Below are 24,642 nucleotides of genomic sequence, written 5' to 3' on the forward strand. Positions count from 1 at the left end.
GTGTGAAAGCCAGTAACAACGATGAATATTGGAGCAATGACGACTGTTGCCTGCACATTGAAGTGCTTTCTCCACCCTGGAAGACCATTTATGCCAAGATTTTCTATCTGTTGGTGACTTGTGGGCTGTTTTATCTTTTGGTTCGGTTGTACTTGCGTAAGCAACAAGCCGTAAAGCAAAGAAAGATGAAAGAAATGGAACAAATCAAGAATCAGAAGTTGTTCCAGTCAAAAATTACATTCTTCACTCAGGTGGCGCATGAAATCAAGACTCCGGTAAGTCTCATCAAAGCCCCGCTGGAAGCGATCTTGGAAACACACGAATGGAACAGTGAAGTAGAAAGCAACCTGTCTGTGATACGAAAGAACACCAACCGGCTGATGGAGCTTATCAAACAATTGCTCGATTTCCGCAAAGTGGACAAGGAAGGTTATACGCTTTCATTCAATGAAGTGGATATCAACCGGATGATAGAGGACATCATCGACCGTTTCCGTGCCATCTCCCTGACTGGAATATCTTTCAGCGTCTCTCTGCCGAAAGAACATCTGCAATATAATGTAGATCAGGAGGCGCTGACTAAAATTGTCAGCAACCTGTTGACAAATGCCATGAAATATGCCCGTACCCGCATTATGGTAATTATGGACGAGCATCTGTCTTCCGAAGGGCGCACGCTCTCCCTGTGTGTGCGTGACGACGGTCCGGGCATTCCGCAAGAAGAGTGCAGCAAGGTTTTCGAACCGTTTTATCAGGTAGGAAATACAGGAAACAACGGATCGGGAGTAGGAATCGGATTGAGTCTCGTCAAATTGTTGGTGGAGAAGCATAAAGGAAAGGTCTATATCAATCCCGGCTATACGGAAGGATGCGAGGTATGTGTGGAAATTCCATATTTGGAGAAAAGCATCTCTGTCAGCCCTTCCATCACTTCCATGCCCGACAAGGTTCCCGCTCCGGAGGAAGAGGGCGAACCTGCCGGTTACTCTCTTCTGGTAGTGGAAGACACAACGGATATGCTGGAGTTTCTGGCTAAGAATCTGGGAAATACCTATACCATCCATACAGCCACCAATGGCAAGGAGGCCTTGGAATGTCTGGAGACAACGACAGTAGATCTTATCATCAGTGATATCGTCATGCCACATATGGACGGATTTGAATTACTAAAGTCCATCCGTTCCGACAATATGCTTTGCCATATCCCGTTTATCCTGCTTTCGGCACTCGACAGCATCGATTCGAAAATCGCGGGGCTTGACTATGGCGCGGATGCTTATATTGAAAAGCCTTTCTCGCTAAGCCACATGAAAGCCACCATCAATAATCTGCTGGAGAACCGGCGTATGCTGTTCAACCACTTTACAACGGTACCAAATATGTCATACGACCAGACATTAATGAACAAAACAGACGTGAAATGGCTGAACACGATTAATGAAATCATTACCCGCAATTTCACCAATGAAGAATTTACCATCGATAAGATGGCGGAAGAAATGGCTATCAGCCGTTCCAACTTACAACGCAAGTTGAAAGGACTGACCGGAATGCCGCCCAATGATTATATCCGGTTGATACGTCTCAAAACTGCAGGAGAACTTCTGCGTGAAGGAGAATACCGGATCAATGAGGTTTGTTTCATTGTAGGATTCAATAATCCTTCGTACTTTGCCCGTTGCTTTCAGAAGCAGTTCGGGATATTACCGAAAGATTATGTGAAGAAAGGAAGCTAGCCTTGCCACATTTTTGTTCTTATCTTATGTATTATACGGGGAAAAACAAAAATGTGGCAAAGCTAATAATCAATCATTTAACCCTCAAAATACTCCTGTTTTAAGAGAAGTTTACAAAAAACAACAGGGTGTTTTTGCATTTTTCTGCGAAGAAACTGCATTTTCTGCATACGGCCCTATCTATCACTATATTATATCCCTATTTCTCTCATGTACTTCTCCTCAAACCTTCCTTTCAGTCAGTATCCGTTTGCACTTGTGCGACTACCGGTACAGAGTTGAGCAACCATCCGGATACACAAGTGCAACCGAGCAGTTACCCAAGTGCATTTAATGAATATATATGGTAGAGTTGGTTAACAGACAGGAAGAAATCATTAGTCCATGTAGAAGAAACCATTAATGCTGCCTGATAAACAAATAAAAATATCCTATAATTTATCGAATGAATACGGTAGAAAAATACTCATAAAGAACGTGTTGAATAATTGTCTCCACTAAAAAGTATATGACGGATTTATAGATTACCCTAGAATGTAAATTGTTAATATACAAATGCTTATGTTTCAAATTCAAAATATGATGTATATTTGATGTGCCGTTATCAGAGGGTAGACGCAAGAATTGAAAGCTTTGTAGGGGAATGATTTTAGGCTCTGTCGGTATATGAATCTATTTTTGTGTCGAAACATCTGATTCATTAACTTTAAAATCTTAGAAGATGATAAAACATGTAGTATTGTATCTATTCCTATTATCTTGTACCTGCCTGGCACAAGCGCAGGATTTCAAAATCAGCGGAAAGGTTTTCGAAGAAGAGACCGGAATGGGGCTAATGGGAGCTGCGGTAGTTATTGAAGGAACTACCAACGGAACTCAGACAGACCTGAGCGGTTCTTTCTCTCTCACGGGCGTAAAAGCCGGAGATAAACTCGTCGTCAGTTTCATCGGAATGAAAACGGAAATTATTCCTATTACTGCCAAAAACCGTTCAAGCGAAATCATTGTTCATCTGAAAAATGACAATTATCAATTAGACCAGGTAGTGGTTACCGGATATGGTACGGCACGCAAAAGAGACTTGACAGGAGCCATTATCTCCGTATCAGGCGAAGAACTTAAAAACGCGCCTACTAATAATGTAATGTCTTCCCTGCAAGGGAAAATACCCGGACTGATGGTGACCAATTCCGGCTCGGCAGGAGCGGAACCGGACATCAAGATTCGCGGTATAGGAACACTGAATGCCAGCAGTAATCCTCTATATGTAGTGGACGGCATGTTGATGTCGGATATCAAGTTTCTTAGCAACAGCGACATCGCCAGTATGGAGATTCTGAAAGACCCTTCATCCCTTGCCATCTTCGGGGTACAGGGAGCCAACGGGGTAATTATCATCACGACGAAACGTGCCGAAGGAGACAAGACATCGGTTACTTACGATGGCTATTTCGGCGCACAAACCGTATGGAAACGCGACCGGGTGAAACTGACTGACGCAACGGAATTCACCATGCTCTACAACGAGATGTTGCAGAATCAAGACCCGAACGCCGCTTCGTGGGTGCCCGACATGCTGGGTACGGGAACTGACTGGCAAAGCAAAGTATTAAGAGAAAGAGCGATGATTACCAATCACAACCTGACGGTATCTAAATCCGGGAAAAACAGCAAGTCCTTATTATCAGTGGGTTATTATAAACAGGATGGTGTATTGAAATATAATACGTACCAACGTTTCAACGTACGTTTCTCACAGGATTATAACATTACCAAGAATCTGAAAGCAGGGGGAAATATCAACCTCTCGCAGATGGATAGCAAACCTGCTTCCGCCAAAATCCAGAATGCCGTCATGGCGCTCCCTACTTATGTACCTTATGCTCCGGAAGAAGATTACGACCCGGAAAACCTGGGTTCGCTCTATCATCCGTCTGCCGATATACAATCTAACGTGAACAATCCGGTAGCTCAAATGGAGCTTTACAAGGATACGGAGAAGTATCGTGACTACCGCATCATCGGCAACATTTACGGTGAATGGAACTTCCTGAAAGATTTTACGTTGAAAGCAACCGGATATATGGATATCGGACTCTATCGGGGCGAACAGTATACACCGCGCTATGATGTAAACAACTCTACCAGCCATTCTGCACACAAAAATGACATTACCAATTTCTATCGCAAAAGCGATGAGGGCCGTACCTTTCAGGCAGACTTCCTTCTGAGTTATAAAAAGATGATAACCAATCATCGCATCGACGCAACAGTGGGATATACGGCACGCAAAGCCATTAGTGAAGGTTTCAACGCCAAAGTAGACAGTCTGGCCAATGGTATGAATATAGTACCCAATGATCTTTGGATGCTTAGTATGGGATCCGTCAACCGTGTTTCCGCAGGCGACTGGTGGAACGAGGAGTCTTTCATCTCTTACCTTGCCCGTGTGAACTATGCATACAAAGACCGTTATTTACTCACCGCCACTTTCCGTGCCGACGGTTCTTCCAAGTTTTCACCGTCTCATCGTTGGGGATATTTCCCATCTGCGGGCCTAGGTTGGGTAATCAGTGAAGAAGCCTTTATGGAGCCATTGAAGAAAGTGGTGGACTTTGCCAAGTTAAGAGTAAGCTGGGGTAAACTGGGAAATGACAAGATAGGAAACTATCTCTACTATCCGACCATCAACCCGAAAGGGAAACAAGTCATCATCAACGGAGTGACGCAGTTTATTCCTACCCTTAGTTATGATATCGACAAAAACATTCATTGGGAAGTCATGACAGGTATTGATGTGGGTATCTCCGCACAGCTTTTCAACAACCGTCTGGGTATGGAACTCGGTTATTATAGCAAAACTACCGATGACTTATTGGCTTATGTATCACCCTCTTCCTCGATAGGCGCAGGCTATGCCATTACCAACGCCGGCTCTATCAACAACAAAGGATTCGAATTCAGCCTTTCATGGAAAGACCGGATAGGGAATGTGGACTATGGTATCAATGTCAATGGCGCCACTTTAAAGAATAAAGTAACCAAACTGGGTGATAATAACTCGGACATTATTTCAGGAGATTATCATCGTACCTCCGTAGGGCATCCCATCGGCTCTTATTATGGCTACGTACAGGATGGAATCTTCCAGACACAAGAAGAAATTGACAATTATTACCCAATGACATGGGAGGCAAAACCTGGCGATATCCGCTACAAGGATTTAAACGGTGACGGAAAAATCACCGATGCTGACCGTACTTATCTCGGCAGTCCGATGCCTACTTTTACCTATGGATTCGGTTTTATGCTGGGCTATAAGAATTTTGATCTGAACATAGACTTTAATGGTGTAAGCGGCAATAAGATTTTGGATTTGAAGAAAACCGTATCTTGGACGACAACCAACTTTTACGAGAAAAGTCTGCAAAGATGGCACGGCGAAGGAACTTCCAATAAAGAACCTATTTTAGATAAATCACGTGGCCACAACTACCTTTCTTCGACCAATCTGCTGGAAAATGGTTCCTATCTCCGTCTGCGCAATGTGCAACTGGGATACACACTGCCATCATCAGCCATCAGCAAATTGGGGATATCCGGTTTGCGTGTCTACGTAAGCGGACAAAATCTGCTGACTTTCAAACATAACACCGGATATACACCGGAAATAGGAGGAAATGCTCTGCAAGGAGGTATGGATCAGGGAGATACCTATCCATTACCATCAGTGTATACCGTAGGCTTATCCATTAACTTTTAAGCCAACATCAGTTGAGTAAGTGACTCACCCAATCAACCGTTGAATTAAATAAATTATATCATTAGAAATATCAACGAATTATGAAACGAATTACTTATATAATAGCAATATTGTTCGCCTGTACCTCTTGCAGCGACACCTTCCTCGACAATGCGCCGAAAGGTAAATATCACGAAGGCAATTATGATATGGGTACCGCACAGGAACTTCTCGTCCTCGCCACGCTAATGGACGGCTACAATGTATTCGCCCAACAGACCTGGCCCGTGACAGCCATGCAATGTCATACTACGGACAACAGTCATCCCGGAGGGCCTTCGGGCGATGGCGGTGTAGACTTCAGCCAGTTTCCTACCATGTCCTTCACACCGGCCAACAGTATGTTTAATACCTATTACTCGCTTCAATTCACCGCCATCACCAAAGCCAACGAAGCCTTGCAGATGTTGAAAGACATAGAAGAAGCCAACGGAGAAACAGCAGAAACCAGACAGTACAAAGCCGAAGCCTATTTTATCCGTGCGGCAGCATACTTCCGGCTGACACAGGCATTCGGTGCGGTTCCCTACGTTGACAGGGTAATGGGAAAAGACGAGGAAATAGCCGACCAGCTTAGTGCAACGGTTATCCGTAACAAGTATCTGCCCGAACTGATCGGAGTGATAAACGACCTGCCTACCCGCAAAGAAGCAGTCAGCTCGGGAAACATCGGACGTGCCACCCAAAACGCTGCCCGTGCCATCATCGCCAAAACTTACCTGTATGAAAAGGATTACGGCAACTGCCTGACCTACACGGGACAAATCATCAGTTCCGAGGATAATGACCTCTCTACTCCTTATGCGGAAATGTTCTGGGAAGAGAACGAATTCGGCCCCGAATCTGTCTGGGAAATCAACGCCGACTACAAACCGGACCAAAACATCTCTATCATCGGCGAAAACAACCAATGGTGCCTGATGAACGGTGTACGCGGATTCCCAAACTTAGGCTGGGGACATAATGCACCCAGCGAGAACCTGATGAACGATTACGAAAGTAACGACCCGCGTTTCGGCGCTACCGTACTGGAGAACGGTGAAAATGTGGATGGCGACATCATTGTGGCAAGCAACTACCAGTACTTCAACAGGAAAGCCTATTGCCGGAAAAGCGAACGTTCGCTCTACGGACGTGCCGACTGGTGTTATGGTTACTGGAGCAATCTCCGCATCATCCGTTATGCCGACATCGTACTGATGCACGCCGAAGCTGCCTGCGAAACCAATGACCTCGATGAAGCCAAGAGAAAGTTGGAAATGGTAAGAGCCCGCGCCCGTAACGGTCAGCCGGTATTACCCGAAATAAAGACTACCGACAAAGACGAATTAAGAGAGAAAATCCGTCACGAACGCCGCATCGAACTGGCGTTGGAATTTGAACGTTATTTCGACCTGGTACGCTGGGGGATTGCCGAAGACAAGATAGCCAACTTTGTTGTCGGCAAGCACGAGGTATTCCCTCTCCCGCAAACGGAAATCGACAAGTCGAACGGTAAATTGCAACAAAATCCTAAGTATTAACCGAAATCAAATAACAACTATAAATATGTCAAAGATGATATTAAATATAACCGCTGCCTTATTCTCGGCACTTATGCTGTGGAACTGTGTGGAAGATGAATCGACATTGGGCGAATCGACCGTAAACAACGACAACACCTATTCGCCGCTTATCGTGAAAGCTGCCATGAACGACCAGCAGCAGAAGGTTATCAGTTATTTCTATGAAGGTGCCAATCCGTCAACCGGAATGGCTTACAACGGGTCTACAAGTAAAACGACCCTTACTACCGGTGCCACAGGAATGGGTATCATGAATCTTGTGATAGGGGTGGAACGTGGCTGGATCAACCGTGAAGATGCCGCCGACCATATCGTAAAGATAGTCCGCTTCCTGAAAACAGCCGACCGCTTTGCCGGAGCCTGGGCACACTGGTACAGGCCCGACGGCAAAATCATCCCCTTCGGAAACCAGAACGAAGCCGGAGAAATTGTGGAAACAGCTTTCATGATGGGCGGCTTATTGACTGCCTGCGAATATTTCACCGGCAACAGTGAAGCTGAAAAGGAAATCCGCGAAACGACAAACTATTTTTGGGAAACCATCGAATGGAACCATTTCGTGGACAACGGCCGCCTATACTGGATATGGCACAAAGATACCAACACCTACGAACTACCTTTGATAGGCTGGAACGAAACTCTGTTGGTATACATATTGGCCATGGCGGCACCGGATAACCACAAAGTATCGACAGATATCTACAAAAATTGCTGGCAAGGCCGCAACTTTGCCACTCCCGGCAGAAAAACGTATGGTTACCTGATGCCATTGGGCACTGAATATGGCAACGCACTTTTCCTGTCCCAATATTCTTTCCTCGGACTGGATCCCAGAGCCATGGAAGACAAATATACCTACTATTGGACACAGAACGTAAGCCATACAATGATCAACCGCCACTACTGTATATACGAGGCTCCGAAAGAATATAAATATTCAGTATCCGACTGGGGACTGACCGCCTGCGGCGGCTGCGGCAAAAATCCCGAATACAAATCGCGCGAACCATTCAAAGACGATGGTATCATTGCACCTACGGCAGCCATCAGCGCTTTTCCATACACGCCGTTCTACTCTACACAAGTATTGATGAACCTGATAAGAAACTACCCGAAGCTGAACGGTACCTACGGGCTTAACATATCCTACTGTCCTTCCGACAAATCAGTGGGAACGGAATACCTGGCAATGGAACACGCACCAATGGCTATCATGATGGAAAACTACCGCACGGGGCTTATCTGGAAACTGCTGATGAAAAACGAGTATGTGCAGAAAGGCCTCCAACTGGCAGAAATCAGAACGACTCCCGAATATACCCCGGGATTTTATCTGGCAACAGTCAACACCGCAACCCATGTATATGACATGATGCGTCACCCCGACCGTGAAAAGTATGAAATAGACTTCTATACCAAGGCTTCGGGCAACGGACTGCTCATACTGACTAATATGAAAAACGAAGAGATTTACCGCACCAATATCGAACTGGCAGCAGGCACCAATATCATTTCTTTCTTCGACAACTCCATCCTAAGAGGAAAGAAATACACGCTCACTGTGACCGATGGTGCAAACCAGTCTTATTCTATTCCTGTAACTTTAAGATAAAAACAACGATGAAGAAATTATTGACTACTATACTGTGCTTGATTCTACTAATAGGAACTTCAATGATGAATGCTCGTCCCCCAATGCAAACTTCAATAAATACCGAAGTTCCGTCCAGACTGGTCAAGAACGGAAACGGAAGCTGGCAACTGATAGTGAACGGAAAACCTTTCATCATGCTGGCAGGCGAACTGCACAACTCTTCGGCCTCAACGACCGAGTATCTGAACAGCCTATGGGCTCCCTTGAAAACACTGAACCTGAACACGGTTCTCGCCCCCATCGCCTGGGAACAGTTTGAACCGCAGGAGGGTATATTTGATTATACATTGATAGACAATATGATAGATAGAGCCCGGAAGAACGGTTTCAAACTGTCTATCCTGTGGTTCGGCAGTTGGAAGAACGGAGAATCGAGCTATGCACCCACTTGGGTGAAAGAGGATACCAAACGTTTTTTCCGCGTGAAGAATGTGGAAGGAAAGGAAATCGAAACGCTTTCCCCTTTCTGCGAAAATACCATGAAAGCAGATGCCAAAGCATTCAAAACATTGGTGGAACACATCAAAAAAATGGATCAGGCAACGGGAACGGTCATCGCCCTGCAACCGGAAAACGAAGTGGGCATCTTTCAGGATATGGACTACACGAAAGCCTCACTTATGGCATATGGTCAGGAGGTTCCTCAGGCACTTATCCAATATATGAAGAAGAACCGCAAGAACCTGCGTAAAGAACTGCTTTCCGTATGGGAGGAGAACGGAGCCAAGACTTCCGGCACATGGAAAACGGTGTTCGGAGACAATGCCTGGAGCAAGAGTTTCTGCACCACTTGGCAGTATGCCACTTACATTGATTTTGTCGCTGCCGGTGCGAAAGAGATTTATCCGCTGCCTACCTTCTGTAATTGCTGGCTGGTGCAAAAGCCTGATGACCTGCCGGGAGTTTATCCCAACGGCGGACCGGTATCCCGTGTAATGGACATCTGGAAAGCAGCCGCACCGCATATTGATGTGCTTGCTCCGGATATTTATCTGTCCGACTTCAAGAATATTGTGGCAGACTATCACCGGGCGGATAATCCGTTATTGATTCCCGAAGCTGTGATGGAACCGGCTAATGCTTTCTGGGCATTCGGCGAACATAGTGCACTTTGTTATTCACCTTTCGGTATCGAAGACGGTGCGGATAATTTCACCTTTGCCCAGTCCTATAAAGTGCTGGATGAACTGATGCCGCTTATTACCGAACACCAAGGCAGCAACCGCATGATTGGCGTAATGAAAATGCCGGGTGAGTCGGAACGTACAGTGACGATGGGCGATTATCAACTATGTATCAAATACGATGCCGAAGATGCTTATGGATTGATTATCAATACTGAAAAGAATGAGTTCGTCGTTGCCGGAATTAACTTCAAGGTTTATTTCACTTCTACCGACAAAAAGAAAACAGGCTATATCAAGCAAGTATGGGAAGGCGGTTACGATACGGACGGTGAGTGGAAAGCCACCCGTTTGCTCAACGGCGACGAGACTTACCACAACGCTGTACTGATTGCCAAAGGACGTCGTACGTTTACATCGGAAAAGAGTGACAACTACAATGCCGACCACAGCGACGAGATATTTGTTTACTCACCTACTTCCTATCAGGCAGTCTGGAGTCCGGGTATATATCGTGTGACAACCTATCTACGATAAAACCAGCCTATTCATATATGAATAAGTATAAGATTAACAATCAATAATTAAAACAGTATGAAACACATATATTGTATATTTATCTCTCTTTGCATGATTCTATTCATTTGGAGTTGTAAAGATTCCGAAGAGATAGCCCCGGCATCTCTGACTATCAACAAGAATGAATTGTCATTCACCGGATATAGAAGCACGCTCGCCGTCAAAGTAGACGCCACCCGTCGCTGGAGTGCCGTTGCTTCCGAATACTGGATTACTATAAGTCCCGACAACTATCCCGGAGTAAATAAGAGTTTTATAGCAAATGTAGCTGTCACTGTCTCCGACAACGCAACAGGCCAGCCCCGCGAAGGACATGTCACTTTTTTCCTGCAAGACGAAGAGGTAATCACCCTGACCGTCAAGCAAAGTATTCAGGATGAAGGAGAAAGACCGGATGAAGAGTTTCCTATCACATGGGCAAATCTACAATGGGCAGCTTCTTATCTTATCAAACCGGGAGAGTATTTCGAAGCCGGTTCCAAAGTATTTGCCGATGGCATCACCAATGCTGTGAATAGCGAGACGGGAGAGGATATCACCTGCGACATCGGCTATTCGCTCGCTGACACCGACCCGTCGGGTGAAGGTTGGACATGGATTTCATGCCCGTTCAATGCCGATTGGGGCAATGACTTCTATTACCAGGGACGTATCGAAAACCTTCCTGCCGGCACTTACTTTTATAATTTCCGTTTCCGCAACGGTTCGGGCCCTTACAAATATGCAGGAACAGACGGACTTTGGGATGGAGAAGCAAACATCAACGGAAAGTTTGAAGTGAAAGAAGAAGAGGAAGAACAAGAGGAATACGCAAGCATCGAAGATTACAGCCAACTATCCATCAGTTGGGCAATACTCGGTGACTGGACAGCCAAAAATCCTATCCAACAAGGAGAACAGTTTGAGACGGGCGCACAAGTATTCATCGAAGGATTAACCGACTTGGGAACAGGCACTGCCAACAAACATGTGACTTGTGAAATCGGTTACTCCACAACAAATTCTGACCCGTCGGGAGCCGGTTGGACATGGCATTCTTGCCATTGGAACGGGCAATGGGGAAACAATCACTATTATCAAGGCAAAACTCCCGAAATCTCGACTGCAGGAACATATTATTATACTTTCCGTTTCAGAATAGACGAAGGAACTTATGCCTATGCGGGAACAGACGGGCTTTGGAATGGTACAAGCAGCACCTATAAAACTTTTCAGGTAACAATGTAATTGTGTATTAGCATATATGCCGGGCTGGTTCTTTATAGTCCGGCATATATCTTTTAAATGATGAATCCGGGATTCATTCTTTCAGAATTGAGTACATCTTCATATCCACCACAACACCATTTTTTACCGCATTTTTCCTCAATGTCCCTTCTAACTCAAACCCGCATTTCTCAAGGATGCGGCAAGAAGAAGCATTATGTGCAAAAGGTTCGGCAAACAATCGGATTATATCCGTATTTTGAAAGACATATTCGCATATTTGTTTCACAGCGCTTGTACCGATACCTTGCCCCCAATAAGGCTCTGCAACGTAATATCCCACTTCGGCTGTTCTCGAATGTATGTTGCTTTGGCGGAAGGCACCTATGCTCCCTATTGCCTTATCATCAACAGTTATTGCAAATGAGAACGTACTTTCCGAATCGGCGACATTCATTGCCTGTATAAACTCCCTTGCATCATGCACTGTATATGGAAAGGGAATGCCATCCCGCAGGTTATCCAGTATATTCTTATTATTCAGTGTCTCTGCAATATCTTCTGCATCCTCTATCCGCCAACAACGTATTTTACATTCCATATTATGACTATTTTATGATTATACCTTCTTTATTTCCTGATACATCCGTAAAACTACAAAATTAATCCGGAACCGGAAGAAGAGTTGATTTATTTTTCCGGAAGAAAAAGAAGAAAAGAAACGGCTTATTGCATCTTTGATTTTTCTCTTTATCTTTGTGGTACACTCCTTGCTAATATAATACTGATGAGATACAATTGGATTCTTTTCTGGCTATGCACTCTACTATCTTTTATCTGTCTCCCGCCGGGCACAGCACAGACGCCTGTGCAAATCACCAACTATAATTATAAAAACTACAAAGGCGGGATTCAGAACTGGGGTATTACGGTTTCTCCCGAACAAGTTCTTTACAGCAGCAATAACAACGGACTACTCAGATATAACGGCAATGACTGGGCACTTCTCGAACCGGGCGAACGAAGCACCGTACGTGCGGTCTGCTGTATCGGGAACCGGATTTACACAGCAGGCGACAACAACATCGGCTACTGGCAATATGATGCAAACGGAAAAATCAACTATACATCTCTTCTGTCCCTGGTAAATAAGCTTGGAATCAAAGGAGAGACTTTTTGGAGTATAGCCGAAACGGAAGGCAAGGTGTATTTCCATTCTTTCGGCAATATTATCTGGTATGACGGCAAAGATATGGGTTATCTGGTGAAAAACGACTGTTGTGTTTCTCTCTATCCGGCAGGTGACAAACTGTTTACGCAGAAGTGCGGCGGTGCTCTCATGCAAATTCGCGGCAATAAGCTGGAAAGCTTCTGCGAGGATGCAATCTTCCTGAATGGAGAAACTAAATTCATGTTTCGGATTGCCGATGATGAATATATTATCGGGCAGACCAGCGGGAAGATATATACACTGAAAGGTAATACTGTAACTCCGCTACTCCAGTTGGAAAATTCCAATCATATCCCTGTCCGGATAGATTGCGGAAGTATTTGGAAAGACGAACTGCTTGCCGTCGGAACCATAGGCGACGGCTTGTTCCTGATTAACCTGAAAAACGGGCAACAGACGCAGTATCATTCTTCGCAACTGCAAGACCTCAATATCCATGGTTTGTGTTTCGCCACCGAGAACTTTCTCTGGCTCTCGCTTGACAACGGAATTTCATCGGTTATCCTCGAACCGGCAACCTATCTATGGAAAACAAATACCGACATCGGTACTTTCTTCGACGCGGCCTCTTTCAACGGAAAGACTTATATCGCTTCCAACCAAGGCACTTATATATACGAAGAGGACGGCAAGAAGATGCAGACTTCCATGTATCCTCTCCAGTTCTGCAATCTGAAAAATGAATTATTATGCGGCACTACTACCCAGCTATTTAAAATGAGAGCCGGACAGGGTAATTTCGAACCGTTCTGCGATATAAACGGCGTCAGACAATTCGAATACATAGCAGACCGCGGAGATGAATACATTTTCCTGCGTTCTTATTCCGGAATCGCATTGCTCGAATATAAGGAAAACACCTGGAAATATCGGTCTTTACTTTTAGACACCGAGGATTATGCCAACATCATGCCCGAAAATCTTCATACCGTATGGGCTATCCATCCGGAAAAAGGAATCTTCCGCCTGCGCATCGATAAGGAGCTGAATCAGATAACGGATTTCGAGAACTTCTCCGAAATTGACGGGTATGCCAACTACAACAGAATCAGCCTGTTCAAAGTGGAAGATAAAATCCTGTTTGCAACGCCCAAAGGGATTTATATGTTCGACATCACCGACAGGAGTTTCAGAAGGCAAGAACAAATAAGCAAGGAAATACTGTATCTGAACAAGCTGCAATCCATAAAATCCGCCTATAAGAATGATATTTGGGTCGCCACAGACGAAGAATTGTTCCTGTATCATATATCGGACTTATCCGCCCAATTGATGATGTACTGGCCTTTTGTCGATAACGAACTGATGCTTTACGACAAGCATTATAATCTGAAATCAATAAACGATTCGATTACGTTCGTCTCTACCTGTGAAGGTACTGTCGTCATTAACAGCAAAATGGTAGGCCGTTGTGCGGCAGACCCGTATCCCTTGCGGATAGAGACATTCTGCTTCACCGACAACGACAATACCACTTTCTACGCAGACTTTCATCAGCAGGAAATCGAGCTACCCAATACGGCAACCAACATTACTATCCAGGTCACTACCGGTTTGGGTACTCATGCCACTTCCATAGCTTATCGTCTTCCCGGCGTCGCCAACGACTGGAGTACGTGGCAGACTTCGGGTACTATTCATTTCACCAATCTGCCTTCCGGCAACTATCGGCTCGAAATCAAAGACAGTAACCAAAATACTTTAATGATTCCCATACTGGTATCTCCCCCTCTTTACAAGCGGACGTGGATGATTATGCTCTATATTCTGATACTAATAGCAGTTACCGTCGGAATAGTAACATTTATCAACGAACGGAAACGCAGGATTATTCTCCGGAAATACCGGAAAGAACAAAGAAAGCATACGGAAGAACTGCAAAAACAGGCCTATGAACAATTACAGGAGAAAGTAAGGAACCAAGAGAGCGAACTCAAGAACCATATGCGTTTCCTTACCCAGAAACAGGAGTTGCTGGATACAATTGCGGAAGAAGTGGAAACACAAAAGAAAGAATTGGGAGACCGTTACCCTAACAAACTCTATCAGCGACTCATGAAAATCATTCAGGAAGGTGCTACGGAAAAAGACAAGTTCCTGTCGTTTGAAAACTACTTCGTGGAAGTTCACTATGAATTTATGCTACGTATGCAAAAGACGCACCCTTCTCTCTCTGCTTCCGAATTGAAGTTCTGCTGCCTGCTAAGGGCCAATCTATCTACCAAAGAGATTTCCGTCATTATGGGAATTGCGCTCCGCTCGGTCGAGCTGAAGAAATACAGGCTAAAACAGAAGTTGAATCTGGATACCAACAGTAGTCTAACCTCTTATATATTGAGCGTCTGAATAAAGTTATAGTATATAACCTAACTTCTTTTATGTGGAAAGTGCATAACTTATCTTTGTTATATGAAACGTAAGATTACAACATACGGTGGCAATTGAGAGAGATTCATATCGACTCTTTCAACCAAAGAAATAGAAAAACAACTATTTTAATACGGATTATAATTAAATTATCGAGTAGAGTATAGGTCGAAAACAGTAGGAAAATCAGTTTTCCTACTCTATTAAATCTGTGACATAAGTTTGCCTAGTTTGTCAAGCGATTGCACATGATACTTCTCAATGCACTCAATGCATTGGTGAAGATAATCTTCGGATATTTCCACTCCATTCCACTCATACCAACGCTTCACCATTTCAAAACCTGCATGGTGCTTCTTTGCGATATTCCAGATTGTGATGATGTCATCCTGTTGTTTTCTTAATTTTAACCGTTTCAGTTCAAGTACCCCTTTGTAGATTCCGATTTCTTCATCATAGATGAGCTGTTTCCTCTGAGTCAGTTCATCATCTCCCAGAAAAGTGACATGGGTCATGAGATGTCGTTCGTCACTGAACTCGGCTACAGCGATGCCATGGTCGGAAACAATGAAATAACCGCCATTGTTCTTGCGAGTATACAAGACATCCGTATTATTATACACAAAGTAATTGAACAAACTTTCCCCTTTGAGGTCTATTTGATAATGGTCAATGTAGCGCTCTTTGTATCGTTGCATGAAGTGTGCCGTATAATGCATTATTATATTTGAGGACTTGAAACCTGTTATTTGGATATAGCCATTGCTTGAAGCACCAATGACAGGAGCGTAAGCTTGAAATGCCAAAGCATGCATATATGAATTGTATCTCCCCTCCAGCGTCCATACATTTTTTCGGGTGGTGGTGATAGTCATACGCTGGGGCGCCACAGGAAATGGACTCGTCATCGCTGCTTTCTTACGGACCTTATCTATGAACATGTTCGCTTTGGTCGATATTGCAATGAGGTCTTTATGTGCTTCGGCATACAATTCCTCCCGGCTCATACTTGTCAGATACATACTTGTTTTTTTACAAGAGACAAAGGTAGTGTTTATCTCCAGACTTCTATTTTGGGGTTATATACTTCTTTAATATGTTTAATACGTCCGTAAAAGTACGAAATTAATTCAAAACCGGGATAAGAGTTGATTTTATTTTTCCGGATAAAAACAAAGCAAATAGTAGAGTCGGAGTGTCTATCTCCGCATTCTACTATTTGCTTCCCTAACCATTTTACAAAAAAAGTATTATGAGTTATTCAGAAACAGTGCATCTATTACTAGAATTGATGCATTCTCAGTTCCTTATCAACCAATATTCCATCTTTCAAAACCAATTCAAACTTCACTTTACGTTTCGCTTTCAACTTCAGGATAAACAGTTCTTCCGAACCGTTCAATGACTCCTGTTTTCCCAGGTTGACAAACGTAGGATAGAGGGATTTCACGCCACTGGTATGCAAGCGGTCGTAAGTAAGATTTTCCATGGCTTTCATATTCAGAGGTTCTACGCCTACGAACTCATAGTCATTCTGGTCGTAAGGTAAGGCGAAGCTGAGCGCATTCACTGCTTTCAGGTCATTACCCTTCACATGGATTTCTACGATTTCATCCTTCTGATACAGGCGTTTCGGGGTGCTGATTGACAAAGAGCCCGATACTTTAAGCGTATCTTTTCTGCCGACACCGCCTTCAAGCTGGGTGGCCACTACGGATATATCGTAAGCGTCTATCAGGTCATTCATATTTATATCCCCTTTGCTGATATATCCTTCATAGTCCGAATCTCCACGGCGCAAACCGGTATAGTTCATATAAGAAGTCAGGTCGTTGCGGTCGATTTTACCGTCGTTGTTGATATCTCCCTGCAGGTAGCTGGCTGTTCCCGGAACCTTGAATACATAGAGCTCGCGACCGGAAGCATAGTTTCCTACACCTGCCGTTATATTGAGCTTGATATAGCGTGCCGTAGGATGGTTGGCAAATTCAAAGACTTTCACTTCACCATCGCGTTTCCAGTCGAATGCTCCGGCTTCCGTCCAGTGTTCCTTATCCATACTGTAAGATACGGAACCTTTCAGTATCGTACCGTTTCCGGCATCGGTGCGTGGCAGGTAATGGAATTTATCCAGTTGGTTAACGGTCTTGAGGTCGATGGTCAAATCCAATGGAATAGCGTTAGCACGGTATTTTGTATGCCAGTTGTCACCTGATTCAGCAAAGTCAAACAAGCGGTTGACACCGAATCCTCCCTGTGAAGGAGCGGTAGATTCACCTTCAATATCATGGATGGCAAATTCCAATGGGTTTGCTTTCGTTGTTACCTGAATTTCAGCCCAATCGGAAACGCCGTCTTTGTTGACTGCACGTACTTTGAAAGAATAAGGAGTTTCGGCTTCCAGTCCTTCAAACAGAAGATAAGTGTTGCGGATAGTCGTGTAGAGCATTCCGTTAAACTCGATTTCGTAGAAGTCGGCATTGGCTACCTTGTCCCAAGTCGGTTTCAAGGTGTATGCTTCCCGGTTTTCTTCGGTTACTTGTGCGTTCTGCGGTGCTGTCAGAGCTCCGGTGCTTACACGGTAGCGGTCGGCAGGTTCAAAACGGAAGCCTTCTACGTTTACTACGGTCTGATGGGCGGTGATGTCGGTAGCAGCCAGTTTAACACGTACCTGCGGATTCTTTGTGATGGTTACTTTCTCGAAGTCGCTGCCTTTCGTGGCAAACTTATTCAAGTTCGGAGTTTTTTCGTACCAGAAGACGTTTTCACCTTTCAGGAAGTCATCGACTGTATTTACTTCTATCAGTTTCACGGTTTTACCATTAATCTTGGCAGATAGCTTCTTCGGTTTCTCAGTGACGTTGATTCGCAGTTCTGTCTTCTTATCCTTCACGAAGCCGTCGAAGTTGCCGGCTGCCGGATGGATGGTAATCGTTAGATTGTTTTTCTTGTCGATTACGTTAGACTCAATCAGGGTGGATACTGATTTCTCCTGACGATAGGCTTCGGTCACTCCGTCGTCGTCATATTCTACGGTTGCAGTATGACGATTCGGGTAGAATTCATAGATGCGCAGGGACGGGTCTATCTCGCTGACATTGTTGTGGGGGTGAGTCATCGGGATAATAGAACCGTTCTTCACAAATACGGGCAGTTTCCAGATGGGGGTATCAAAGTTGTTGAGGATACGGTTGCCCTCATACTTCTCACCGGTGAAGTAATCAATCCAGGAGCCTTCGGGCAGATAGATACCGTCACGGATATCATTCCCTTTCTCGTCAGCTTTGGTGTTCTGATAGATGGGAGCCACGAGAAAATCCGTTCCGTACATGAACTGGTATTGCGTGGCAGGTCCGTAGGTGTATGCACTCGGATAATCCAGGAACATGGCACGGATTAGCGGCATTCCGTCCACCGCTTCCTTGGCAAAACTATATGTATAGGGGATTAATTCGGATTTCAGCTTCAGGTACATTCGGTTGATGGATGTAGCCGGTTCGCCTAAAGCATGGGGGTACTTCTCATTGGCGCCCCAGCCATCCATATTCAACTGCATGGGGGTAAATGTCTTCCATTGGAAATCACGAATATTGACTGTTTCATTCTTGCCGCCGAATATTCCATCCATATCCGAACAGATATTGGGCTGACCGGAAAGACCGGAACCGATATAGGTCGGTATATGGAAACGGATATATTCCCATACACCGCCTGTCTGGTCGCCCGACCAGATTCCGGCATAACGTTGCGTACCTGCCCAGCCGTCGAGCGAGATGACGAAAGGACGGGCGTCATTTCCATAATAAGGCATGATGTGTCCTACATCAGCCACACCGTTCAGCCCGAAAGAGTATCCGGCTCCTACCCAGGCTACGTCGGTTTTCAGTACACGTACACCTGCATCACGCACTTCCTTCACGATGTCACGTTGCAGCAGAGCGCTTACGCCTTCTTTGGGATGCAGGTCGGACTGTGTCCAAAGTCCGATTTCCACTCCATTCTTGCGGGCATAATCGCCCAGGCTTTTCAGATTGGCGATGTTGCCGTCCAATGTTTCCGTCTGTCCGTAGCCGGCACCGTAACCGTCGTTGGGAAGCAACCAGCCGAGAGGCATATCATGGTTCTTGTAGCGGTCGATAACGGCACGCGCTGAGAACTGGTAGTTGTTTTTTTCACCGTTCAGGGATTCTTTGATACCACCATTGTCTTTCTGGCTTTCTTTATAACGTTTTCCGTCTTCGAAGAGGATTCCTTTTTCATCCTCTTTCCAATAGTCGCGGTTGTAGGCGTTAAGATGCCCTTCGTAGAAACCGAATTTGGGCAACAGGACGGGATTTCCCGTCAATTGGTAAAAATCATTCAGCAGGGCGACGGCTCCGTCGTTGACCATGTAAAATAAATCAAGGTAAGAAGAATTATGGGATAATTTCACTACGTTTTTTTCTGTTGCGCCAAAGTCATATTGGCCTTTCTTGAAGGTGTACCACATCATTCCATAGCCTTTTGTTGACCAATAGAAAGGGGTAGGGGAAGCGACTCCGCCATCCGTCCAGCTATTCTGGTTTTCGATGGCAATCACTTTGCCTTTGTGGGAGAAGCGTCCGTTCTGTACACCGCCGCCGTAGAAATATTCGTCCGGCTGTTCTTTCAGGGTGACGGTCACTTCTTTCGGACTGAATACTACCGGAGCAGTCTGTTCGATGACACATACGTTTGTTTCGAGGTTAAAGACTTTCATCAGGGATGTCTGTTTGTCGAGTTCAACCCGTACTTTTCCGGTGCTCAGGATGATACGGCCGTCCTTTTCGTCCAGCGTAAGACCGGATACCTTGCGGCGTGGCTGGTCGACGAGTATTTGTGCTTCAGGTTTCGCTTCGGGATCACGAATGATACCTCCTGAGTTATCCTGAAAAACACGGAAGATATTCTCTCCGTAGAAGTCGATCGTCATTCGCTGATTGTTTGTAAACAGCACATCGACTGTGGTCGGATTTACCTTTTCTGCCCGAAGGATTCCTGAAGTTTGCCGGATACCTGTTGAAGAAACATCATTCCTGTCTGAATTTTCGGATGCTTGTATAGAAAGAAACGAAATGGGATGTAATAACAATAATAGTAATGCGATAAGTCTGAGATACCGCGAAGAAAGAGAATGACTGTTTTTCATGTTTTATTTATTTAGAATTAGACATAAGATTGTCGTCGTTATACAATGATAAATACACGCCAATCCCCTCTTACCCTAACTTTATACCCGTTTTTTAATTATTCTTTGTTCTTTTTCACTATTCAAGGGAAAAGCAGAGAGGGTGTCTGAAAAGGGTATCCTTTTCAGACACCCTCTTTCTTATGTACATAACCAGAATTCAATACATTGATTTACCTATTGCAACGTACGTTCTAATAATATCTTTCCGTTTTTATCTACCGCTTTTATCTTAATCTTCCCGTCTGCAATATCCAGTCGGGCAGCACTTTGATTGCTATCTACCAAAATGGGGAAATTGTTTCCGCCTGCATTCTTCTCATGAAAAGCATACTCATGCGTATGACCGGAAACCATCAAGTCAATCTTTGCCTTATTCAGGATAGGAAGACATTTATCACTAAGATCGTCCATGCCGTGACTCAATTCCTTATAGTCATATATACCCTTCGTCATCGGGAAGTGTGAAATAACAATCCGGTATTTAGCCTTTTTGAATTCTTTCGTTTTCACCAATTCTTTCAACCATTTCGCCTGCTCAGTACGATAACTGTCGAAATCGTTTAATCCTGAATATACCCAGAAATCATCCGGCTTATCTTCACCACAGTCAATCATCACCACCATGATATCGCCCAACAGATAAGAACCGTATATCTTTCCGTCTTTTTTAGGGAAGAAGTGAGGATAGGTACGTGCCAATTTACCACGAGTCTCATGATTGCCTCTCACCACTTCAAATGGCGTAGAGCTGGCAAAAAGCTTCACACTCGTATCAATAAATGCATGGAAAGGCGTCTCTCCATCAGCCATATAGTTCATTACATCTCCTGCATAAAAAAAGGCATCACACGTTTTATAATCGCAGAGTTCCAGCAGAGTTTCCAACATTTTCGTGTTGTTATGCGTATCTGATGTTATAAAGATAGCTCCTCCTTTCGCTTTGGGGTCAATCGTTTTAAATGTGTACCATTGCGAAGCAATACTATCTCCAAACGTCACTTTGTAAGGTTCGAAAGAACGCATCTCTTTAGAACAAATCCTATACTGATAAGTACATCCCGGTTCCAACTTCTCTATCCGAATAGAATGAAACGTATTGTAGGCATCTCTAAAGCCATACTGTGTATGATAATAAAGGCTAGAAGTATCGGCCCCTTCTTTTTTCAATTCGATGGCCGAGAATGATTTCTCGGAAGTAAGAAAGACAAAAGTAGCTCCATCACCGGTGACTTCCTGAAGATAGGGACCGTGAGATATTTGAAGCTTGTTTTGTGCTGCTCCCGACATGATTGTCAGGAGCAGGAAAATGAATAATAAGTTTCTTTTCATTACAGGTAATCTTTTTATTTAGCTGTCGCTTCTATTCTAGTACCATCGGCCTGCACAGCAAATATATGCTCGGTTTCTCCTAATGTGATGGATTCCGGAAGATCGAAGTTGAAGAAATTGGAGAAGTATAACACGTTATCTCCTCTTTTCAGTTCAAAAGCAACCGCTTCTTCGCCGTTCTGAATCATAATGGTATTGCCAACCTTCGAGTAAGTGACCTTCTTGGTTATTTTCCGATTGTCTTTAAAAGCTGAGTAATGACCAATATCTCCTACCTTATAATTGTTACTACCGACATCACTCTGTCTACGATCTTCGATATACTGAATAGCATGTGCCGGAGCAGGATAGTCCTTAATAGCAGCTTTCGTTTCACCAATCATCGTAGTTGTCACTGTATATCGGTAATTGCCATACTGTTCTATTTCCCGATTGATAGGCGTGAAAAATCCCCATGTCTCGAAGAAATCAGTCAAGTTCATGTTGGCAACCTTGCAAACGGCTTTCACAAATTGCATCTGAGCAAGTCCCGGATTCGCTGCCGTCAGACGGTTGGTACGGAGTTCCTTAAACATTTTCTGCCAGAAGTCCGGCATGTACTCACAGCGATGGAAGTAATTCCACAGCTGCCAATAGAGACGCATCTTCAATTCATTGTCCACATCTACCCAGCTATCATTATTTACACAATGTTGAGTGGCCAGGAGGCTCAATTCTTTACCACGCGAACAAGGTTCTCCAAGTTTATGCATCACAAAGTTGGAAAACAGGTTATTGGAAGCCTCCGTACAGATTGGCCAGTTGATAGCCGATTGATGTATATGCCCCACTTCATGTGCCGGTCCCCAGACATTACCTTTGCTTGCCATTACTTTATTATAATCCAGCAGGCGATCCAACGTGGTATATTTAAAGGCTATGCGGTAATCGCTTGCCCACATGTAGCCATCGTCATCGGCGTCCAGCGAGATGGCGAAAATATGATTGTTCACCTGGCTGGGACGCACATCGTCAATACCCATCAACTCCTGCTCCCAAGAAATCACGTTATCCCATAAATTAATGGTAGGTAAAACGGAATTGGGCATTATCTGTCGGTAGGAAGTAGTATGGAAATAGAAAATAATCTTTTCACCACGCACACAGAAGTATTTATAGTTTGCTTTGGAAAGCAACTTAACATATTCTTCGTCTGTCTTATCTTCCTTCAAATCATAGAAACCATCGACATGACCACATTGTGGCGGAATATGAACGCGAATAGGACGGGCTTTCGAATTCGACAAATCTGCCGTGTACATCAAAAACAACATACCTGTCTGCTTGATAGCTATCTTATTGACTCCTGTAACCAACGGATATACATCTCCTTTGCTTTCTCTATCGGGGATAGCCTGTAAAGAGACAGTCTGCCCATGAGTATCACCCACCAATACAATAAGAGATTCACCAGCATTGGCATAGATACCTGTCGGATTATCCAGATTGCTATATTTCTTGGTCATCAGATTACTTGCCCATACTTCCACATCGCTATAAGGTTCATAATCATGGATACGGAATTTCTTTTCCCATTCATCATAGGTATTATTTTTAAGCAGGAAACCGACGTTGGCAAAATACCCTGGCAATGCGTCAATCATTTCTTTGGTAACATCCGGGCGGAGTTCGGAGCAAGTTACATCTGTAAATACAGTCTGTAGTTGAGCTTCCAAACTATTATCTCTTTTAAAGAATTGCATTTCGGCACAACTTACATAAGCATTGGCGTTACTACTTTTCCCGGATTTGACAGATACCATGACTTTTGTAACCTTTTTCAAAGGGGTAGAGAAATTAACCCGAGAAGGAACGTTCTTCTTTCCAAAATCAAAGGAACCGAGTAACTGATAATCCGACTGACCTTGTGTCATGACGAATATATCCAATTCACCGAAATCACCATTTCCTCCACGCGGAGTATAGATTAAATAATCGATGTCTGGTGTGTCATCAAAAGTAAACTCTAATTCAACAGGAAGTTTAGTTGCACCGGCATATGGAGAATGAAAGTGAGTATCAAACTTATTGTCAATACAGTTTTTTGCAGGGCAATCCGACGCTTCCTGATTAGCAATTACTCCCGAGGGTTGCACCTGTATATCACCGGCGACATCGTCCGTACCGGAAAATTTACCCTTTTGTGCTACCACACAGACAGCCTGAACTTCAGCATCCGTCGTACAAGTGAACATCACATCCACCGAACGGCTTTCATACGAATCGTTCATAGGCACTGTAAAAGCATGCACTTTGTCCACCATACCACGAGTCTCTACTGCTGGAATCAACCAATCACAGTCGTCGGTATAGGTCACTTCATAATCCACATTGGCTGTCACCTCTATTTTTACACTTCCTCCTTCTACCGGAAGTGTATCTACCTTTTTCACCAAGATGGCTTTTCCGCATCCTAACTGATTCACTGTAATCGTATAATTCTGAATGGAAGATTCGACTTCAAGAGTAGTGGTTCTAACTTCCGGTTCTCCATTCTGATCTACTTCCAGCAAAATCACTTTGGTAGAGTTGTCATAAGACTGCACAGCTCTACACCAACTCGCACCGGAACGGATGCTCCATTCCGAAGATGGCAACGAAGTCGTCACCGGTATCATTACAAATGTCTTGTCTTGGGTAAAATTCTGCACTAAGTCACTTTCGGCTATTTCAAAGCCACGAATACCACCTTCTTCTTCATCGGTGCAGGAAGTCATAAACGCATAGCCAATGAACAAGTAACATAATATATATAAGAAGTTTAATTTCATAATTGTCACTATTTTTAATGTGAAGTTTTT

Annotated in this window: 12 protein-coding genes; 7 read left to right on the forward strand and 5 right to left on the reverse strand. The window is 44.2% G+C overall.

Features of this window, described 5'->3' with window-relative positions; genetic code table 11:
- The 6 genes from RDN93_RS02195 to RDN93_RS02220 form a co-directional block, all read left to right on the forward strand.
- Nucleotides 1-1,736, forward strand: a 1,736-nt coding sequence (locus tag RDN93_RS02195) for an ATP-binding protein (RefSeq protein WP_308744026.1), incomplete at its 5' end; no start/stop codon positions are given.
- A gap of 721 nt (nt 1,737-2,457) precedes the next feature.
- Nucleotides 2,458-5,499 (forward strand): TonB-dependent receptor, encoded by a 3,042-nt coding sequence (locus RDN93_RS02200; RefSeq protein WP_308744027.1) that lies wholly within the window; start codon nt 2,458-2,460, stop codon nt 5,497-5,499.
- 80 nt (nt 5,500-5,579) lie between these two features.
- A complete protein-coding gene (locus tag RDN93_RS02205; protein WP_308744028.1) occupies nt 5,580-7,061 on the forward strand; it encodes a RagB/SusD family nutrient uptake outer membrane protein in 1,482 nt (493 codons plus the stop codon).
- 25 nt (nt 7,062-7,086) lie between these two features.
- Nucleotides 7,087-8,715: a glucoamylase family protein gene (locus RDN93_RS02210; RefSeq protein WP_308744029.1), complete on the forward strand. Its 1,629-nt coding sequence runs from the start codon at nt 7,087-7,089 to the stop codon at nt 8,713-8,715.
- 8 nt (nt 8,716-8,723) lie between these two features.
- Nucleotides 8,724-10,418, forward strand: coding sequence for a DUF5597 domain-containing protein (locus RDN93_RS02215; protein ID WP_308744030.1), 1,695 nt, complete (start codon nt 8,724-8,726; stop codon nt 10,416-10,418).
- 57 nt (nt 10,419-10,475) lie between these two features.
- Nucleotides 10,476-11,687 carry a BACON domain-containing protein gene (locus RDN93_RS02220; protein WP_308744031.1) on the forward strand — a complete coding sequence of 404 codons (1,212 nt, stop codon included), beginning with the start codon at nt 10,476-10,478 and terminating at the stop codon, nt 11,685-11,687.
- A 73-nt stretch (nt 11,688-11,760) separates the two neighbouring features.
- Here RDN93_RS02220 and RDN93_RS02225 read toward each other — a convergent pair whose 3' ends face one another.
- Nucleotides 11,761-12,267 carry a GNAT family protein gene (locus RDN93_RS02225; protein WP_308744032.1) on the reverse strand — a complete coding sequence of 169 codons (507 nt, stop codon included), beginning with the start codon at nt 12,265-12,267 and terminating at the stop codon, nt 11,761-11,763.
- A gap of 186 nt (nt 12,268-12,453) precedes the next feature.
- Between RDN93_RS02225 and RDN93_RS02230 the strand changes: the two genes are divergently transcribed.
- A complete protein-coding gene (locus RDN93_RS02230; RefSeq protein ID WP_308744033.1) occupies nt 12,454-15,243 on the forward strand; it encodes a triple tyrosine motif-containing protein in 2,790 nt (929 codons plus the stop codon).
- A gap of 224 nt (nt 15,244-15,467) precedes the next feature.
- On the opposite strand, the gene RDN93_RS02235 is transcribed toward RDN93_RS02230, so the two are convergent.
- The 4 genes from RDN93_RS02235 to RDN93_RS02250 all read right to left on the reverse strand — a co-directional run bounded on the left by RDN93_RS02235 (nt 15,468) and on the right by RDN93_RS02250 (nt 24,612).
- The gene (locus RDN93_RS02235) at nt 15,468-16,286 is read right to left on the reverse strand and encodes a hypothetical protein (protein ID WP_308744034.1); all 819 of its coding nucleotides are present in this window, start codon (nt 16,284-16,286) and stop codon (nt 15,468-15,470) included.
- 260 nt (nt 16,287-16,546) lie between these two features.
- The gene (locus RDN93_RS02240) at nt 16,547-20,431 is read right to left on the reverse strand and encodes a TIM-barrel domain-containing protein (protein ID WP_308744035.1); all 3,885 of its coding nucleotides are present in this window, start codon (nt 20,429-20,431) and stop codon (nt 16,547-16,549) included.
- A 216-nt stretch (nt 20,432-20,647) separates the two neighbouring features.
- Nucleotides 20,648-21,802: an FN3 domain-containing metallophosphoesterase family protein gene (locus RDN93_RS02245; RefSeq protein ID WP_308744036.1), complete on the reverse strand. Its 1,155-nt coding sequence runs from the start codon at nt 21,800-21,802 to the stop codon at nt 20,648-20,650.
- A gap of 14 nt (nt 21,803-21,816) precedes the next feature.
- Entirely contained in the window at nt 21,817-24,612 is a 2,796-nt protein-coding gene (locus RDN93_RS02250; protein ID WP_308744037.1) for a M60 family metallopeptidase, read from the reverse strand.
- Nucleotides 24,613-24,642: the final 30 nt, after the last annotated feature.

It is taken from the genome of uncultured Bacteroides sp., assembly GCF_902491285.1.
GTDB lineage: Bacteria > Bacteroidota > Bacteroidia > Bacteroidales > Bacteroidaceae > Bacteroides.

Excerpts from the sequence above, each read along its gene's own strand:
- RDN93_RS02200 (WP_308744027.1), top strand. The coding sequence starts at position 2,458 with ATGATAAAACATGTAGTATTGTATCTATTCCTATTATCTTGTACCTGC.
- RDN93_RS02205 (WP_308744028.1), top strand. The coding sequence starts at position 5,580 with ATGAAACGAATTACTTATATAATAGCAATATTGTTCGCCTGTACCTCT.
- RDN93_RS02210 (WP_308744029.1), top strand. The coding sequence starts at position 7,087 with ATGTCAAAGATGATATTAAATATAACCGCTGCCTTATTCTCGGCACTT.
- RDN93_RS02215 (WP_308744030.1), top strand. The coding sequence starts at position 8,724 with ATGAAGAAATTATTGACTACTATACTGTGCTTGATTCTACTAATAGGA.
- RDN93_RS02220 (WP_308744031.1), top strand. The coding sequence starts at position 10,476 with ATGAAACACATATATTGTATATTTATCTCTCTTTGCATGATTCTATTC.
- RDN93_RS02225 (WP_308744032.1), bottom strand. The coding sequence starts at position 12,267 with ATGGAATGTAAAATACGTTGTTGGCGGATAGAGGATGCAGAAGATATT.
- RDN93_RS02230 (WP_308744033.1), top strand. The coding sequence starts at position 12,454 with ATGAGATACAATTGGATTCTTTTCTGGCTATGCACTCTACTATCTTTT.
- RDN93_RS02235 (WP_308744034.1), bottom strand. The coding sequence starts at position 16,286 with ATGTATCTGACAAGTATGAGCCGGGAGGAATTGTATGCCGAAGCACAT.
- RDN93_RS02240 (WP_308744035.1), bottom strand. The coding sequence starts at position 20,431 with ATGAAAAACAGTCATTCTCTTTCTTCGCGGTATCTCAGACTTATCGCA.
- RDN93_RS02245 (WP_308744036.1), bottom strand. The coding sequence starts at position 21,802 with ATGAAAAGAAACTTATTATTCATTTTCCTGCTCCTGACAATCATGTCG.
- RDN93_RS02250 (WP_308744037.1), bottom strand. The coding sequence starts at position 24,612 with ATGAAATTAAACTTCTTATATATATTATGTTACTTGTTCATTGGCTAT.